Annotated in this window: 13 protein-coding genes and 3 pseudogenes; 10 read left to right on the top strand and 6 right to left on the bottom strand. The window is 41.1% G+C overall.

Features of this window, described 5'->3' with window-relative positions; translation table 11 throughout:
* Positions 1-276 precede the first annotated feature (276 nt).
* The gene (locus tag ACSLBF_RS11315) at positions 277-1,308 is read right to left on the bottom strand and encodes a S66 family peptidase (protein ID WP_440053500.1); all 1,032 of its coding nucleotides are present in this window, start codon (positions 1,306-1,308) and stop codon (positions 277-279) included.
* A gap of 285 nt (positions 1,309-1,593) precedes the next feature.
* On the opposite strand from ACSLBF_RS11315, the gene ACSLBF_RS11310 reads away from it, so the two are divergent.
* Entirely contained in the window at positions 1,594-4,281 is a 2,688-nt protein-coding gene (locus tag ACSLBF_RS11310; protein WP_440053499.1) for a YHYH protein, read from the top strand.
* 19 nt (positions 4,282-4,300) lie between these two features.
* The gene (locus ACSLBF_RS11305) at positions 4,301-4,906 is read left to right on the top strand and encodes a hypothetical protein (RefSeq protein ID WP_440053498.1); all 606 of its coding nucleotides are present in this window, start codon (positions 4,301-4,303) and stop codon (positions 4,904-4,906) included.
* Between the two features lie 179 nt (positions 4,907-5,085).
* On the opposite strand, the gene ACSLBF_RS11300 is transcribed toward ACSLBF_RS11305, so the two are convergent.
* A complete protein-coding gene (locus tag ACSLBF_RS11300; protein WP_440053497.1) occupies positions 5,086-5,457 on the bottom strand; it encodes a hypothetical protein in 372 nt (123 codons plus the stop codon).
* Positions 5,458-6,040: 583 nt separating this feature from the next.
* Here ACSLBF_RS11300 and ACSLBF_RS11295 point away from each other — a divergent pair.
* The gene (locus ACSLBF_RS11295; RefSeq protein ID WP_440053496.1) at positions 6,041-6,451 is read left to right on the top strand and encodes a MerC domain-containing protein; all 411 of its coding nucleotides are present in this window, start codon (positions 6,041-6,043) and stop codon (positions 6,449-6,451) included.
* 260 nt (positions 6,452-6,711) lie between these two features.
* Here the strand turns inward: ACSLBF_RS11295 and ACSLBF_RS11290 are convergent, their stop codons facing one another.
* Both ACSLBF_RS11290 and ACSLBF_RS11285 read right to left on the bottom strand, forming a co-directional pair.
* Complete coding sequence (locus tag ACSLBF_RS11290; RefSeq protein WP_440053495.1) at positions 6,712-7,455, bottom strand: hypothetical protein; 744 nt, start codon at positions 7,453-7,455, stop codon at positions 6,712-6,714.
* Positions 7,455-7,697, bottom strand: coding sequence for a thioredoxin family protein (locus ACSLBF_RS11285; RefSeq protein ID WP_440053494.1), 243 nt, complete (start codon positions 7,695-7,697; stop codon positions 7,455-7,457). The genes ACSLBF_RS11290 and ACSLBF_RS11285 overlap by 1 nt, the downstream gene beginning before the upstream one ends.
* A 106-nt stretch (positions 7,698-7,803) precedes the next feature.
* Here ACSLBF_RS11285 and ACSLBF_RS11280 point away from each other — a divergent pair, with 106 nt between their 5' ends.
* Positions 7,804-8,370, top strand: coding sequence for a MarR family winged helix-turn-helix transcriptional regulator (locus ACSLBF_RS11280; RefSeq protein WP_440053493.1), 567 nt, complete (start codon positions 7,804-7,806; stop codon positions 8,368-8,370).
* A 385-nt stretch (positions 8,371-8,755) separates the two neighbouring features.
* Here ACSLBF_RS11280 and ACSLBF_RS11275 read toward each other — a convergent pair whose 3' ends face one another.
* Positions 8,756-8,965 carry a hypothetical protein gene (locus ACSLBF_RS11275; protein WP_440053492.1) on the bottom strand — a complete coding sequence of 70 codons (210 nt, stop codon included), beginning with the start codon at positions 8,963-8,965 and terminating at the stop codon, positions 8,756-8,758.
* A gap of 300 nt (positions 8,966-9,265) precedes the next feature.
* Here ACSLBF_RS11275 and ACSLBF_RS11270 point away from each other — a divergent pair, with 300 nt between their 5' ends.
* Positions 9,266-10,018 carry a hypothetical protein gene (locus ACSLBF_RS11270; protein ID WP_440053491.1) on the top strand — a complete coding sequence of 251 codons (753 nt, stop codon included), beginning with the start codon at positions 9,266-9,268 and terminating at the stop codon, positions 10,016-10,018.
* 240 nt (positions 10,019-10,258) lie between these two features.
* Here the strand turns inward: ACSLBF_RS11270 and ACSLBF_RS11265 are convergent.
* Positions 10,259-11,391: pseudogene (locus ACSLBF_RS11265) on the bottom strand (tyrosine-type recombinase/integrase).
* 715 nt (positions 11,392-12,106) lie between these two features.
* Here ACSLBF_RS11265 and ACSLBF_RS11260 point away from each other — a divergent pair.
* The 5 genes and pseudogenes from ACSLBF_RS11260 to ACSLBF_RS11240 form a co-directional block, all read left to right on the top strand.
* Positions 12,107-12,601 (top strand): hypothetical protein, encoded by a 495-nt coding sequence (locus ACSLBF_RS11260; protein WP_440053490.1) that lies wholly within the window; start codon positions 12,107-12,109, stop codon positions 12,599-12,601.
* 201 nt (positions 12,602-12,802) lie between these two features.
* Positions 12,803-14,276: pseudogene (locus tag ACSLBF_RS11255) on the top strand (transposase).
* 202 nt (positions 14,277-14,478) lie between these two features.
* A complete protein-coding gene (locus tag ACSLBF_RS11250) occupies positions 14,479-14,865 on the top strand; it encodes a hypothetical protein (RefSeq protein WP_440053489.1) in 387 nt (128 codons plus the stop codon).
* Between the two features lie 176 nt (positions 14,866-15,041).
* Positions 15,042-16,784 (top strand): alpha/beta hydrolase family protein, encoded by a 1,743-nt coding sequence (locus tag ACSLBF_RS11245; RefSeq protein WP_440053488.1) that lies wholly within the window; start codon positions 15,042-15,044, stop codon positions 16,782-16,784.
* 263 nt (positions 16,785-17,047) lie between these two features.
* A pseudogene (locus tag ACSLBF_RS11240) lies at positions 17,048-17,962 on the top strand (transposase); the annotation flags it as partial.
* Positions 17,963-18,161: the final 199 nt, after the last annotated feature.

Raw genomic sequence — 18,161 nt, 5'->3', positions numbered from 1 at the left:
ATGATTGCGCTAAGTTGTTTTTTTAATTAAATTTTTCTTTATTTAATGCTGCTTTTTTAAGTCATTTTTATTGCTAAGATACTGCGCGACAGATGAAGTGAATAGCGTGGCGAGAGAAAATAAACACATTGCTTGTGACAGTACGCCTATTCTGAGGAATGACGGTAAAGGAAAATTCTAGCGCTGTAACACTGCGCTTATCCCCACTTCAGGGTTAGCTAAACAAATGCGGAAGTAGCAGCCCCAGATAGTGCTACTTCCACAAGGATAGACGAATCAGGCAAAAACCGTTTCTAGTAAATTCAATTGTCCTGTTTGAACGTCAACTTCACATTGAATACCTAATGGTAAAATGACCTGAGGATCCGTGTGCCCAAAGTCTAAATTAGCCACAATCGTGAGTTGCGAGTTAAAAAATTCTTCTCTTACTACGCTTAGAATTGTTTGTTCCAGCTCAATTTGCTCTTGGTCGCTATAATCTCTCGGTCGACCGAACAACAACGCGCTCAGCTTATCAAATACGCCCATCACGCCATAGTTGCGCAGCCAGTATCGAACATATTCAACGGAGGGCTTTTCTTGCGAGGTTTCTAGAAAAAGGATTTTGCCGTGCCAAAAATCCGGTGTAGGCCAAAACTCGGTGCCCTTAAGCATTTCGAGCACTTCTATACAACCACCAAATAATTGCCCGGATACATTTTGTGCGCCTTGTAACACTTGTGGTCCGCGACTGTTGAGCAGCGGATTACGCATTCCGGTTTGTTCGATATTGGCCCAGTCAGGGTAACCATGATTGTACTGGCAAAATGTGGGTAACAGTCTTGACGCTGGGTTACTGAATAAAAAGTCATGAATATAGCTTTGGTATTTATCATCAAAGTTGTGTAGCTGTGCAAACCCAGCCATCACCGATGGTCCATTGAAGGTGATGATGCCAGCTTGGTTAAGTGTTGTGGTGAGTGCACTGGTATCCGAAAAACCCATAAAAAATTTAGGGTTGTTTGCAATCGTCTCAATATCCAAGCACTTTAAGATCCTTGCAGAATCTGAACCGCCGATGGTGGCGATAATGCCGTCTATGTCATTATCTGCAAAAGCATTATTAATATCCTGTGCGCGTATTTGCGGGTTGTGGAATAGCTCGTTGGCATCCAATGTTGCGCTCGGGTATTCACAGATTTCAAAGCCAAGGTTTTTTAGGTTACGTATCCCTTGCTGGTAAATGTGAGGAAACACCGAAGGTCCTCCCCATGACGGCGAAACGATCGCAAGTCGGCTGCCGATGCTGAGAGCTGGTGGCTTTTTCATAGCTAAATTTCTTTTATAAGCAATAGGGTACGAGATTAACTTGGTGCTAGATCTTTGGCAATACAGGCCGTTAAGATATGCTGGGAAATACTTGAGTTCCTCAATTAGCATTTCCTGACAAAGAGATAAAGATACAGCGATCGAAAACGTTTATTTTGTTTCTAAAAAAGATAATTATTTCATTAAATCAGATAATTAGATATATTTTTGCTGAACCTACACAATTCACCCACAATTCATACCTAGGCTAATTATTAATCTAACAACAGGTATTAGAGGCTAAGTATGATAAAAATCATTCAACGGATATGTGCCTGCATTGTCCTCGCATTATTTACGCTCGCTCTGGTTAGCGGATGCGGCGGCTCAAGTGACAGTTCTACACCTCCACCCACAAATAACAGTAATAATGACTCAGGTTCAGACTCGGATTCGGGTTCTGACTCAGATTCGGACTCGGACTCTGACTCGGGAGACACATCGTACTCAGGTACTGGTGCTGTAACACAAGGTGTGGCGACTACAACAATCAGTAATTTATTTGCACAAGGAAGTCGAGTTTCGGCGATTGGTCGTATCGTTGACTTACAACAGCAAGCATGGATAGTGCCTGCCGATACGCTGTATCAAGATAGCAGCATGCCGTTTGCATCGGACTTATATAACAGTTACGTGTCTGGTCATAATTATACCAATGCAGCAAAGGCAGAAGCTGCGCTAATCAGCTCCGATATCGTAGAGGTTGATGCGGATGGAGAAGTTGTCACGGCATATATTTTTGCTGATAACTACTTTGAAATGTATGTAAATGGCAAAGCGGTTGGGAAAGATCCGGTGCCTTTCACAGAATTTAATGCCAGTATTGTTCGCTTTAAAGTTAAACAACCCTTTGTGGTTGCTATGTTATTGGTCGATTGGGAAGAAACATTAGGTACCGGTACGGAAAATAACCAAGGTACTAACCATGCTGCGGGTGATGGCGGTGTGGTTGCCGTATTTAAGGACGCAACTAAACAAATTATTGGTGTTACCAACGAGCAATGGAAAGCACAAACTTATTATACTGCCCCCATCGTTGATTTAGCCTGCCTAAGCGAATCTGGCAATCAGCGCTTGTCTTCAAATTGCAGTACGGTACCTATTAGCGACATAACCAATGTTAAAGGTGTTCATTGGAGCCGCCCTAATAATTGGATGACCGAAAACTTTGATGATAGCAGTTGGCCTAGTGCGCAAACCTTCACAAACGCAACTGTAGGAGTGGATAATAAGCAAGCGTATACTAACTTTGTCGACATCTTTGATGCGTCAGAAAATGATGCACAATTTATTTGGAGTTCAAATTTAGTGCTAGATAATGAAGTGTTGGTAAGGGGCAGTATCGGCTCAAATACAGACACAGTTCCTGATGATGGTAATAGCGGTAGCTTTACGGTAAGCAGCCGTGCGCTCAAAAGTGATAATATATTACCAATCTCAGCTACCTGTGACGGCACAAATAAAGGTGTCTCCATTCCATTAAGCTGGTCAGGTGCTCCCACAGGAACTAAATCTTTTGCCCTTTCAATGCATCACTTTCCAAACCCCAATGACGTTGGAGACTTCTCCAAAGCGCATTCTTATTGGACTATGTACGACATACCGGCAACAACTTCAAATTTAGCCTCTGGAGAGACCTCGGTAGGAAAATTTGGTATTAACAGTGTAAATAACCAGCCAGAGTATTCGGCTCCTTGCTCTGCTCAACCAAGTGAGCATGAATATACTATTACGGTTTATGCGCTTTCTGCTGATGTAAATTCGCTCGGTCTTAATAGCAGCACTACCGATCTTGTCACTTTACGTGACGCGGTTGCTCCACATACACTCAGCACGTCGGCAATTACAGTAACGCGTACACGCTATAACCCAAAGAATAGTGACCATGTACCAAGCAGTGTTGCGACTACATGTGCAGAAAAATCGGCGGCATTTGCCGCGTACAGTGACTATGTCTCAGTAAGCTGTAGTGGTAATAGCATGAGCGTTACATCTAAAACGTTACTGCCTTATCGCTCACAATTACATGCAGATAAAGCCAACGTAGGCATTCAATCTTGGATTGGTCGAGTTCCTATCCCAGAGCAACTTACGTGGACGCTACCAATAGAGCCTACATACTTGCCTTCACCACAAAGCAACATCAATATTCATCATGCCGTTGGTATTTCGGTCGAAGGTATTCCGATTTTGCATTACGCAAAAGAGAGTGAACCTAATGAAATAGCGCAGTTAAATCAGGACTATAGCGAGCGTGATACCGTGTTGTTGGGTGAAATAGATCAGTGTGGTGGTCACGCAGGTAATGGTGAAGACTATCATTATCACATGGCGCCAATTTGCTTAATGGACAGCCATGATCCTTCACAGCCACTTGCCTACATGTTCGATGGATTACCTTTGTACTTTGGTACTGGTGGTGGCGTTAAAACCTCTGGGGGGACTGATTATGGAGCGGGGCGGTATGCCGAATTGAATTATTTACCTCAAGATGTTCAGCAAGGTGTTAATTCACTCGATGAATGTAACGCTTACGACCTGCATGGTGATGGTAGCGAATATGTGTATTACAGCACGACAGATGCACCATATAGTATTGGTTGCTTTAGAGCGCAGGCAGACCAAGCCGCATCAGTGCCTCCAGGACCACACTGGACCCAAGAGCGTGATCTGTCTTGGACTGGTAATGATGTGTCACTCACGGACTACGATAGCATGAATTTTGACGGTCAGACTTGGCGGTTTATTGAGGTAACGCCTGGCAGCAATAACAACCGTATTCCGGCAGGGAAAACGGCGCTACTGATGTATCGACAACTGACTTCGGATGACCGTGGCTACGATCCAAATGCCAACTGTTATGCTTTTAGGTATAGGCTAGATAGCGCAGACACCACCGGTGCTAACGATACTTACTCTGAACATTGTCGATAGTCTAAGTAGGGCAAGAATAATGAATAACACACTAAAACGCCTACATATTGCGCTAGTGGTCATGTTATTCGCGTGGGTAGATGTTACGTCTGCCCACGGTTTGCAAATGACCACAGCACAAATCGTTCAACGGCAAGACAACTATCTGTTCATTACGATTAATACTCCGCTAAGTAAACTCTACCAAAATATTAACTATGCAGATAAACCGGCATCGATCATCCATCTTGCAAATAGCTCCAAACAGCAGATAAAAGTATTTAGGGAAGCTTTGTTAAAGTTATTTAAAGAAGAATTGACGCTATCTGTCGCGGGCAAAAGCTTGCGATCAATGAGAGTGAGTACCTTATCAGCGAAGGAACTGCAAAAGTTGTTACAAGCGGAGATGGCAGCTCAGGTCTTAAACTCAGCACAAGGCCAATCAAACCACCACCATTCAGATCGTAAAAACTATTTACGCATTGAGGTCGATGGCTTTTTACCTGAAGTGAATGCGCCACGAGTACTAAATGGTCAATTCCCAAGAGCACTCGGGCAAATTTTGGTCAGTTATTCAAAGCCACAGATGCAAACCCTTTCTCCCTCTGAACATGGCAGCATTTATACCCAAGCTTTGTTGAAATAAAAGCTGGACTAAACTAATTAAGGCTGTCGCTAAGGTTGGCGAACAAGGGTAGCTTACAAGGACTGCACTTAAGCTGTCGCAAAAATAATTGCAGGAGTAGGAGAGGCAGTTTGGTAGGGTTAGCCCAGTTTAGGCTAACCCTACTTAGGGTTAATCAAATAACCAAAGCTAATGAATAACTAAACAATCAAGAAATTAATTCTGCGTAAATCTTCATCGTTCGGTGAACTTCTATATCCCATTGCTGAAACATCAATATCACTTTGGTTGGCGCTTACAGCAAGGCTTTTTACACCTTCTTGAGGGTCTTTAATGCTTAAAATCTTAAGAGTACCGAGGACATTACCACTGTCGCCACCGATAAAGTTGATATCTAACTCTCCATGGTGTCCTGTTTTTGCTACGACTTGAAAAACGCCATGCTCACCTCGAGGGATCACTTTGCCATCAATTGAACTTCCATCGCCCTCAACCCAATAGTCTCGAGTTACTTTAGTAGTAATGGATTGGTTAGTTCTATTTTTGATAGTAACATTCGCTGGACTGGACATAGACAAACTCCTTCTGTTTGTTTGATACTTGAAGACCGTTCTTCAAGTGCAATAAAGTCTAGGAATGAAACACGGTCAAGGACATTACAGTACATTACAAAGCGTGTTAAGCCCCCGAAGAAGTGTTGAAATATTGGGTTATCTAAGATCCTAACAAAAGGAGTTAATACGCTGGGAAAACTTATCGCAGGCATATTTTGCATTGTCATTAGCGTTATTAATTTATTCATACAAGACTCTAGTGTCGTTGGTTTTATTATGATTGTGGCCGGTATTTTTGTTGCGGTTGCACCGCTATCATCTGGTCTTCCATCTTTATCGTATGCCTCCACAAATTGCGATTTTTATTCAGGCTCTGATTCGACTGGCGGAGATAGCGGAGGAGGAGATTAACAACGAATGGGTGGTCTCTAAATTTTCAAGCTTGGCATCTGAAAGGCGTTATTTGGCAAAAATAGTGTAGTTTCGATTTACTCCTTTGTTATTTTTGGATATGTTATACCATAACGTTTTTTTGAAAAGCGTTTACACGTCTGCACGCATATCAAATAAGGCCCAAATCAAATATAAAAGGAACAATGGCATGAAAACTGCGCAAAGTATGATCGACAAATTTTCAATAGGGCTATCAATGATGTGTGCCATTCATTGCTTGATGTTACCTATGTTATTGTCGGTGCTGCCAACCCTGGCGGGATTACCACTAAACAGTGAGCTATTTCATGTGTGGATGGTGGTAGCGGTGATCCCAAGCAGTATCTTTGCGCTAGCTCTGGGCAGTAAGCAACATAAACGTTATAGGTTAGTCGTGTGCGGCGGTTTTGGCTTAGCGATGTTAGTGTTGGCACTGGTGTTAGGTGAAAATTACATCGGCGAAGCAGGGGAGAAGCTATTAACACTTGTTGGTTCCGCATTTGTTGCTATTGCACACCTTTACAATTACCGTTTATGCCATGGTGATAAAACTCAAGCGTGTTCCTGCCCAAATACATAGCGATCAGCGAAAAAGCAAGGCGACCACTATGACGTTTATGGCTCCCATCATCGTGTTTAGTGGTATATCTTTACTTGCTTTGCAGTTGCGTTTTAAGTGCTTGGTTGAATTGTTACGCTTTAAAATAATGCATTAGACAAGTTTGAATAGTCTTTTGAGTTTGACACAGTTGCATGACGCCTTAAAGCCTGTTGATTTTTTCCGCAAAAACAAACTTGCAAGATCAACAGGCCCTAATAAACAGTATCAAAATCTGCTTTTTACAAATTGACTTTACCCGGTAATGACAGATCGCCTGAGGCAACATCCATCACATTAACAACGCAAAGTAACGGTGCATGCACACTCTGGTTCACTCTCAGACCTGAGGTAACCCCATCGAACGATATATTTTCAACATTGTCTATTCGATCAAAAGCAATTTGCACTTCTAGAGTATTGCCGTTGAATGTTGGACTCCAACCCGGGCTATCAAGCAAAATAGGTAAGCCGGGCCAGGTTTTGGGTAGTCTAGGTTTACTGCCTTTAGGAATATCCACAACCCCTAATGCGCCTTCACCGCATCGCTCGTTGGGCTTTAAAACAACCCAGTGACTATGCCAAATGTTGCCGTCATTTTTTGTGTCGCCGTCGCCGTTCTCATCGTACAGTGGTGTGTCATCAAAATCGGGGTGAGCAGTGACAGCAAGCGCTAAAATGCCCGCATTTTTCTCAAATCCAACGTCATAACTATCCAGTGTCGTAGGCCAAACATAAGAAAACACATCGCTTCCCGCTAACTTGCCAGTTGCCGTGGGTTTAGTTGTTCCAGCATTGCCAGAAACCGCCATATGAAAAGTGGCTATATTTTCGTTCGTTGTAATTTTGGCGTGAATAATGTCAAAAGGAGCCAGCGTCGATTGATTTGCTGCAGCTTGAATACCCCCTAAATGTTGTGAATGAGCAAGTACTGGATTGACAACACTTGCTGCAATGATTGGCAATAAAAACCGTACGTTTAGCATTATTGCGCTCCTTCTACATCATCTAGTGATGCACCATAGTTGATGTGAAAAACTTCTCCATCTAGCACTAATGCAGGGACTGATGTTACACCTGCCTTTCTCGCTTGAGCGATTGCAGATGCCTGTTCGCCTAGATGTATCACTGCCACTTGATAACGACCTTTATCCAAAGCCGACAATACGAGTTGCTCAGCACTGGTACATACTGAGCAACCTGCGTGATAGAAAACGGCTGTATTCATAGCTAACTCCTTTGATGATTTAAATTGGTATCGACTCGATACTTAATTTAATCTACTGTGCAAAATCAACGTTGTCAAACTAGTTTTTAGTCGATACTATTAACCTATGAAATCAAATCATATTTATAACAGTGTGGAGCGCTTGGCCGAGTTGCTCAAAGTCGGTGCACGTAAAGCGGTTGCCGAGCATGGATTGCAACCCGTGCAGCTTGAAGTACTGCATTACTTATCGTTGTGTAATCGCTTTTCTGATACGCCAATGGCTGTGACTGAGTATTTGGGTTTAACCAAAGGCACGGTATCGCAAACAATAAAAGTGTTAGAAAAGAAAGAGCTAGTAGTAAAAGAGCTAGACATTATCGACAAGCGCATTACTCACCTACGATTGTCCATAGCAGGAAATAAGTTAGTAAAAGAGACTATTCCAACGGCTTTGTTCGTTAACGCGTGTAATAGTTTGAGCGAGCAAACCCAAGAGGACATTGCCGCTGCACTTCAGCAATTGTTATTGGCGTTGTTAAATGCCAATGGCTTAAAAACATTTGGTGTTTGCAAATCTTGCCGTTACAACAGCCAAACAGATAAGGGGAGTTATTTTTGTGAGCTAGTAAACCAGCCTCTTGCCGATGAAGATATCGAGCTAATCTGCCGTGAACATGAAAACAATAGTTAACGTTTGGAGTTCAGGTTAACCAAACATATAAACATGCATAGCTGCCTGCTATTCGTTGTTTTTGGCCTTAGAAGTAGCACGCTTCGCAAGCAAGACTACGTTTTATTTTAATACGTTTTTGTTGAGAAAGAGCATAATGGTGTAATCAACTCAGAATGAGTGATTAACCGGGTTTATGAGAAAAGAAGCCTGCATCTTTAAGTGAAACTGTACTAGCGTTTTTTAAAGTGGATTACTTGTTTCAGAGTCCAAATAAGGCCAAAAAACACCATCTTTTTTTAAATGGACCGTTTTTATAATGAACAGCTATTTATGGAAATGAGCACTAATGTAGGGGGCAAATCGTAGTTTTGACCCCAGCGTTAATTAAGTTAGCGTTAAAACTTTAGCACCCATCCGTGTGCCATCTCGGACATCCACTACCGATAGTACATGCAGAGGTTTGTTCTCCTGGTCTATAAGTACACGGGTCTCCTCCGGTTTTCTGATCTACGGCAGCTAGACCTCCACCAATTTTGGGGGTCATTACTGATGGTAGTAATTCACCATCAAGAGATAGGTTTTTCAGCTTTTGTTTGTTCAATTTTATTTTCATTTTACACCTGTAATAATTATTTAATATTGCAGGCTGAGCTTACTAACTCATAAGTGAGTCTTTCGACAAAATAGTGTGTAAGACTCGTTGAGGCTTAGATAGAGGATGCACTTTCGATCATTGTCTCGTATTTAGGGAAGTGGACACCTTGCTAGGATTGCGTGCTCATTTGGTGAGTGAGATTGATATTTAACCACTTTACAGCATATATTAATGACACATAATGGAAACAGGTTAGTTACAAACAAGTCGCGTATGTAACCTGATAGGTTTGCAAATCAAAAAATCAAAGGAAATAAAATGATAAAAAAACTATCCCTCATCTGCGCCGTTGTCGCTATGTCAGCACAGTCACATGAAAACATTTATGATACTGACTCAGAACCAGGTATTAGTACCCAATATACTCAAGGACCTATCAGCAAGGTGTTGATCCAAAGTCGCAGCGCCTTGAATATTTCAGCACTGTTTTTTGTAACAGATCCTGATACACAGTGTACTAAGGCCCGCGTGATAAATGAAAACACATGGCAACCTTTAGCTGAACTCACAATACACAGCAACACCGCATTGAGTGGTACGCTCCCTTCGGGCTATGAATCTGCTCCTAAATCACTGCAAATTACCTGTCATAGTGAAAATGAGACTTATACGGTACATCATAAGATACCAGCAGCTCCCCAAATCACCTGGGATAGTGAAGTGGAAGTATCAGACTGGGTGGACGGTAACCACGCGGGCTATTACAACAACATTGACTATACATCGACAGCTTTTATTGATAACAAGGCGCCTGATGGTGAGTGCTTTTTTACTAAGCATGTCGGAGCTACACCCAATATTATTGAAACAAAAAATGAACTTCCATTTAGTAGTGAATACTTTAGCACTTCAGGTTCAGCGCTGGGCGGGGGCGAACATGCTTACATCTATTTGGTATCTAGGATTATTTGCCAAAATGCCGGTGGCGTTACCGTAGCAGTAGAAGCATGGGATTTAGGGTATGATCACCATAATGCACCAGACAGAGATTATTCGGTGTATTCCTATTAACAACTATTGAGTATGAACGAGGACAGTTCAGCGTGTTATGCCAAAGCCAAAACTGTCCTTGCGTTTTTTGATACTACCTGTTCTTAACCTGTATCAGGTTTCCTCTTACACACCAAGAGAGTCTTCGGGCTCAAGTCTTGCCTCTGACCAACTAGATGCAATGAGAAGCCTATGTATTCTGCAAATCAACATGTGCCATATGCGGATCATCAGCATAGCTCGTTTATGCCCCTAAATAAGCTAGAAAATTTTGCTCAAAGGGCTAACAACACCGTTTGTGCCCTGCTGTAAAACATGAGTATATATTTGCGTTGTCTTCACATCGGAATGACCAAGTTGAGCTTGCACGGTTCTGATATCTGCACCACTTTGTAGTAAATGAGTAGCAAACGAGTGTCTAAAAGTGTGGGGCGTTATAGGTTTTGTTATTTGTGCTTTTTTGGCTGCCTCTTTAACCGCTTTACGTACACCTGTTTGATGAAAATGATGTCGGCGGATCTCGCCAGTTTCAGGATCAGCACTTAACTTATATGAAGGAAATAGATACTGCCAAGCAATTGACTTATTGGCGCTAGGATATTTTCTTGCCAGTGCGTATGGCATCCAAACACCAGCATATTGTTCATTCTGGGAATCCAATTTTAGTATTCATCTGCTTGAGCAATTTGATTTCTTAGCAAAGGTATAATACCAATTAGTCTTAATACGTGCTCAATTTGAAGGAGTAAATCCGACGCTAACTGCGTTAAAAATTTCTTATTTAGAACAACTAAATAGCAAAATTTTTACCTGACTATCGACAAGATTTTCTCGCCTCAAAATAGATCACTTAATTAAGATAATTGGTATAAGCTCTGTGGCGAGTGTAACCACTCGATGTTTATTCCCTTTTCCATTCCAAATCCGAATACATTTGTAGTCAAAGTCAATATCCTGAACTCGTAGTTGAACAGTTTCCATTACACGTAAGCCGCTACCATACATTAAACCTGAAATTTAATAATATCGTTTACTTAAAAACGACATGAGACGTTTAACCTCCTCGGGGGTCATAACAATTGGCAACTTAGATTGGCGCTTGCTTCTAATAAACGTTAGATTAGGACACAAATCCTGTTTAATTATTTGTTTATACAGAAAAGACAACGCATTTAACGCTGTCGCTTGTGTTTTAGGTGACACATTAGATTTAAGTACAAGGTAGTCGAGATATTCGACAACTTCGTTATTGCCCATTGAAGCTGGTGACGCTTATCATGAAAATGAATATAGGAAGAAATCCATTTAAGATAGGTATCAACGGTTCTGAGCGAATATTGCTTAGTCAGCATAAACTCGGCGATGTGATTTAAAAATGGTGAACGAGTTCTCATTGAGCTGGCTCCAAATGAACTGTATTTATATACAGTATTGTTGTGTTTCTCCTATAGTCAAGAAAACGACCCATTGGGTCGCTTTTATCCTTTCCATATTTTCTATGGTGATTAAAAAATATACCTGTAGCAACAGCTTAATTATTGTGATAGAACTGGTACGATGATAAAAATGACCCGTGGCTTGGTAGAAAAACGACCCAATGGGTCGATATTAAATTGTTATAACCCAAGCTAGCATCTGAGGCTGATTTGAAAATTGCACTAGTCTTTTTAGTACTTATTTATTCTTCTGGAGCAACAGCCTGTTTTGTTCAACCGGAAGGATTAGCAGAGCAGCATGAATCAACTTTTTTGAGCATGTTGGGCTTATCCGCTGTGCTCTGTATATTGATACTGTGCGTGCGTGTTCTTTCAGATAAAAAACGACTTTGGGTGCCGATAATTTGTTTACTATTTGCTGGCTATATTCCTATGAGTATGTACATTCTTTTCATGGAAGGGATTGCAGGTCCTGGTGGGGCTTGTGGTAGACCCATACTCATAGACATAGGGCAAGTGTTGCTCGTTAGTTTGTCAATAATTTTGGGTTACGAAACTTTTAATTGCTGGAGAAGTAAGCGCAGTAATGGGTTATAACAAACCAATTAATCCGACCTCAATACGCTGCGCTTCTTTCGGCGCATTATTGGGCCGTTAACTGGACTCGTGACAATTGAGTGTATATTTTGAACCAACAATAAACACAAGTATTGACCATTTCTTAAGCCTAATCCCTTTTTTTGTATTACTGTTTTTGGTCCTTAAGTTTCCAGTTGTATCTCAAGTAGTCGCTGATATAACAAAAATAAAAAGAGTAAGCTTGGTTAGAGGTTTTGTGGGTATATGTCTGTTGGCTACTATAAGTGAAATATTTAATTACTCTGATAAAGTTGAAGTAAGTAATATCATTGAAAGTAAAGAGTTTAAGCAAGTTCAAGGTTGTATTAGCAACTATGAAAAACAAACACCTAAACATGGCACCTTAATTGAGTCATTCAGTATTGATGATGTTGAATTTACTTTTAGCAATTATGATGTCGGCCCTTATTTTCATGGAAAGTTACATAAAGATAATTTCATAAAAAACGGCCAGTGTGTTTCAATCGATTATGTACTAGATGGACGAAAGAATAAGATTCTTAAAATAGTCCAGTTAACAAAGCCTTAAAGTTGGATTCGTAACAGTTGGCTCGATTCCGCTTCGCTTCACATTTTAGCCAACTGCCACTCACCGCTTAAGGCGGCGTTGAGGCTGTAGAATTACTCTTTTCAGGTACTAGATTGTTGGTTTTGGGTTGACTATTTTTTAACCTTGAATCGAGTTGGTTACTGTGATCTAATAGATATTATTCACCCATGGTAATCTGTTATGGCCAACTACAAGCCAGACTTATCCTGCCAAAGCAAATTCATACCTATCAATTTCGCTGAGCAAATTTTGCCAGGAACCTTTGAATATGCGCTTTGTTATATTGTTGAAAATAAGCTGGACTTGTCGGGCTTTGACGCTTGGTATAACAACGACAAAACAGGCGCTGCGGCGTATCCGCCCACGGTGATGTTAAAGGTTATTTTACTTGGCTATGCACATGGTTTAATCAGTAGTCGTCGAATTGCTAAAGCGTGTGAAACAAACATTTTATTTATGAGTGTGTCGGGTGATATTCAGCCGCATTACACATCAATAGCAGGTTTTGTAGCTAAAATGCACGAACAGATTGAACCGCTGTTCACACAAGTGCTGATGATTTGTGACGAAGAAGGGCTGATAGGCCGCAACATGTTTGCTATTGATGGCTGCAAGTTAAAGTCGAATGCGAGCAAGGAGTGGAGCGGCACATTCGATGAGTTAGGCCGTAAAAAAGCAAAACTAGAGCGGGCAAGTAAACGCATCATTGAGCGCCATCAAGCACAAGACAGCCTAAGTGAAGAACTAGTCATTCAGGACTTAAAGCAAAAAGAAAAGCTAGATAAAAGCGCGGCTAAAATCACAAGGTTCCTTGCCACACATACAGAAAGAACAGGCAGCAAAGGGAAGCCAGTTAAAAGCAATATCACCGACCCAGACAGTGCAAAAATGACCACCTCTAAAGGCACCATCCAAGGCTACAACGGTATTGAGATAAATGACGATAAGCACCAAATTATCCTGCAAGCACAAGTGTGTGGCTCGGTGGGTGAGCAGCAAACACTACAACCAGCCATTACGCAATTAAAGCAGCGGCTTTAACAACGAATCTAACTTGGCATTTATGGCGCAAAGTGGCTTTGATAGTTACATCGCCGATAACCAATTTAGAAAACGCAACCCGCTGTTTAAAGAGAGCAAAACCTACGAAACAGCGCAAGAAAAGCGCCGATTAAAACGGCGTAACGGCAAACCCCGTTTATTTACCTCAGACGACTTCCATTTTGATGACAGTACACAAACTTGTCGCTGCCCAGCAGGTAAAGAAATGTGGCGAAGTGGTACTCAGGTAAAAAGTCATCATCACGAATACACGCGATTCTGCGGTTACTTAAAAGACTGTAAAATCTGCCCCCTGCAACAGCAATGTATGCGAAAACCACCGATAAAAACAGGGCGACAAGTACAGTTTAAGAATGATGAATCACGCAACATAATCAGTTTCATCGATAAAATGAAAGTGAAAATAGACAGCCCAATGGGACGACGACAATACAGCAAACGACTTGGATGTATCGAACCTGTATTCGGCAACATCACGGTGAATAAAGGGATGAATAAGCTTACATTACGCGGTCAAGTAAAAGTCAATGCGCAATGGCAGCTATACTGCCTTGTCCACAATATCGAAAAGTTACGAGAAAGGGTGTCGTAAGCCAATGAAAACCTGACCTAACAGCTCCGAAACGCCTCTTAAACCACAACAAACCAGCTTAAACCAAACGCTCTAAAATAATTACTCACACCCAACTAAACGATTGAATCAAAATAGGAACTCAGTTATCGTTTGGTGATTACAAAAACAAATTTGAAACGAGTTATTCTACAGGCCCGTTATACACCTAAAGGGAGGTTTCGTGTTCTGGATTAAGCGTCATTTATATTATCAAGTCAAAAGAGGACAAGTTACCGTAACTTTTGTTGAAGATGACAAATCAATAACTAAATCTTGTAGCGCCTTAAATCACCCGAGAACATTAATGGGTAACTTTATGGAAATAGAGGACTGTTTCAAAAGTATTGCTCAGGAATTAGCTCCTCGACGTTTCTTACTGCAAGATCCAACAGCTGTTGTTCACTTGTTAGAGTCGGTTGAAGGTGGATACACCAACGTAGAAATCAGAGCTTTTAGAGAGGCTGCATTTGGCGCTGGTGCGCGCGAAATATTCGTTCCTAACAGCAAATCTAAGTTATCTAAATCACAAATTTTAAATCGAGAATTTACGGAGTGGGACGGTGTATAACAAGTTGCTCAAATTCGTTCGTAAACTCACTGGGACAATCAACAGTTGGCTTGGCGCTTCGCGCAAGTATAGCCAACAGTCAATTGCCCCTTAGCAAAGCGTTATAACTTTCTCGACCTCGTTTAAACCTTTACGAAATATTAGTCGACTAAGTATATTTTAAGCTAAAGGAAAATATGTTGTTTACCAGAACCCTATTCCATTTTTTTGTGATTTCTTTAGGACTTCTGACATGTTCAGTTTATGCATCAGCAAAGGATCTAAAAAATTGTGTTTTGGCACAGTATAGTCCGCAAACAGTCGCAATTTCGGGATTACCAGATCCATCTACCATGGGAAGCTATAAATTTAAGGTAGTTAAATATGGTAAGAAACCTTCAATATTCAGTTTTTCAAATCCGGAAATTATTACTCAAAAAGTAAAACTCCCGAGATTCTTGGCGGAATATTCTCGTTCCAAAGGTTACAAAGATGATGCCTACCATAAGTTTAATAATGATGTTTCCCTTGATGGTAAAGTTTGGCTTCCAATTGGGAAAGGTCCATTTCCTTTAGTGTTAATTACTCACGGAAATTCTGCTCCAGGCTTTGATTATCTGGCAGAACTATTAGCGAGCCGGGGTTATTTAGTCGCACAGGTTGATCAGACATATTTAAACGGTTTATGGGGCGAGAACGGTGCCAGAGGATGGATATTGCTTGAACATTTGAAGTTATGGAGACAGTGGAGTTCAGAATCAAAACAGCCTTTTTTTGAGAAAGTAGACATGGAGAATGTTGCACTTATAGGGATGTCTAGAGGTGGTGAAGCGGTAGCTCTGGCTACAACATTTAACCAATGGCAAACACTGCCTCATAGTGATGAAGTTCTCGATTTCGGGTTTAACATTCGAGCGGTTGTAGCGCTTGCACCTATGGATGGGCAATACCTACATACAGACGGAAGTAATGTCTTGAAAAATACCAATTACCTTGTCCTACAAGGCGGCCACGATGCCGATGTTTATCAGTTTCTCGGTAGCCAACAATGGCAAAGAACAAGCTTTGATGACGGTGGAGACTATCTTAAGCAATTGGTCTATTTTTACCGTGGAAACCACATAAACTTTAATCAAAGTATGTCTGGAAGTTTTCATTGGGGAAAAAGGGGGGATTTTGACGCTCAATTGCTGGCCCCAGCTCAACAAGAAAAGCTTACTAAAGTATTCGTATCAGCTTTTCTAGAAGCATCTATATCAAAAAAGGTTGAATATCGCCAGCTTTTTAAACAGCTACCACTGACCGAATTTGATTTACCTGAAGATATCTACATCAGTCGCTATATTACTTCCGATTTCAAGGTTGTTGAGGATTTCGAGGATAGCTCTATCAAGGTAAAATTATCGCGGGTAAATCGAGATAATAAGCAAACTTTTCTACCTGTATCGATTGAACCAGAACGGTTGAGGTATGGCGTAGACACTCCAAATCAAGTGCTAAGACTAAACCTTGCAAAAGACGTTGAAACGCATGTGAGAATACAGCTACCTTCCCAAATGATAAAAAATCAGAGCAATCATCAGTATTTTAATTTTCAATTTTCATTAGCACGCACAGACACTTCTACGCAACAAAAGTGCGAACCCTACAACTTATTCTCTGAGACTAAAATCGAAGTGCTACAAGATTCTTTGTTGGTTGAGTCTATTTCATTGGATACCATAGGAACTGTTAGTCCTTTATTGCTTTCCGACTTCTCAGAACTGGAACGAGGAGGTGTTCAATACGCACAAACAGAACCAATTTTACAGACTTTTTCCGTTCCGATTAAAGTTGAGAATATCGTTGATGGTGCAACAGAGCTTGGTATCATTTTTAAACCATCACAAAACGTGACTATTATTCTCGATGATTTTGGAACTACAGGAGGCACACATTAGTGCAGCCATTAATAAATATTTCAGTTTCTATAGATTGGAACTAAGTTATAACCAAGCCATTAAAAGCGGACATAAAACAGCTGGCTTATGCTCCTGCGTCGCCAATTTTAGCCAGCTATTTTGTGCCGTTTATGGCGGCGTTGAGGCTGTAGAATTACTCTTTTCAGGTACTAGATTGTTGGTTTTGGGTTGACTATTTTTTAACCTTGAATCGAGTTGGTTACTGTGATCTAATAGATATTATTCACCCATGGTAATCTGTTATGGCCAACTACAAGCCAGACTTATCCTGCCAAAGCAAATTCATACCTATCAATTTCGCTGAGCAAATTTTGCCAGGAACCTTTGAATATGCGCTTTGTTATATTGTTGAAAATAAGCTGGACTTGTCGGGCTTTGACGCTTGGTATAACAACGACAAAACAGGCGCTGCGGCGTATCCGCCCACGGTGATGTTAAAGGTTATTTTACTTGGCTATGCACATGGTTTAATCAGTAGTCGTCGAATTGCTAAAGCGTGTGAAACAAACATTTTATTTATGAGTGTGTCGGGTGATATTCAGCCGCATTACACATCAATAGCAGGTTTTGTAGCTAAAATGCACGAACAGATTGAACCGCTGTTCACACAAGTGCTGATGATTTGTGACGAAGAAGGGCTGATAGGCCGCAACATGTTTGCTATTGATGGCTGCAAGTTAAAGTCGAATGCGAGCAAGGAGTGGAGCGGCACATTCGATGAGTTAGGCCGTAAAAAAGCAAAACTAGAGCGGGCAAGTAAACGCATCATTGAGCGCCATCAAGCACAAGACAGCCTAAGTGAAGAACTAGTCATTCAGGACTTAAAGCAAAAAGAAAAGCTAGATAAAAGCGCGGCTAAAATCACAAGGTTCCTTGCCACACATACAGAAAGAACAGGCAGCAAAGGGAAGCCAGTTAAAAGCAATATCACCGACCCAGACAGTGCAAAAATGACCACCTCTAAAGGCACCATCCAAGGCTACAACGGTATTGCGATAAATGACGATAAGCACCAAATTATCCTGCAAGCACAAGTGTGTGGCTCGGTGGGTGAGCAGCAAACACTACAACCAGCCATTACGCAATTAAAGCAGCAGCTTGATAAATTAAACACGGTTAAACCCACAGATGAACTCACAATAAAGTTCACCGCAGACGAAATCAATGACACCCACAACTAAATACATGCAAAGTCGAAATCAATGACACCCACAACTAAATACATTACAAACTTCGCAGGTAGAAATACACAGCCAAAGTTAGAAGCCATTGCAGATAACATTATTGACAATTTAATAGCATATAACAAAGCCTTAAAGTCGAAATCAATAGTGAAATCAATGACACCCACAACTA

The organism is Pseudoalteromonas sp. T1lg65, from assembly GCF_051930985.1.
Taxonomy (GTDB): Bacteria; Pseudomonadota; Gammaproteobacteria; order Enterobacterales; family Alteromonadaceae; genus Pseudoalteromonas.
This window is presented reverse-complemented; position numbering and strand designations above follow the sequence as displayed.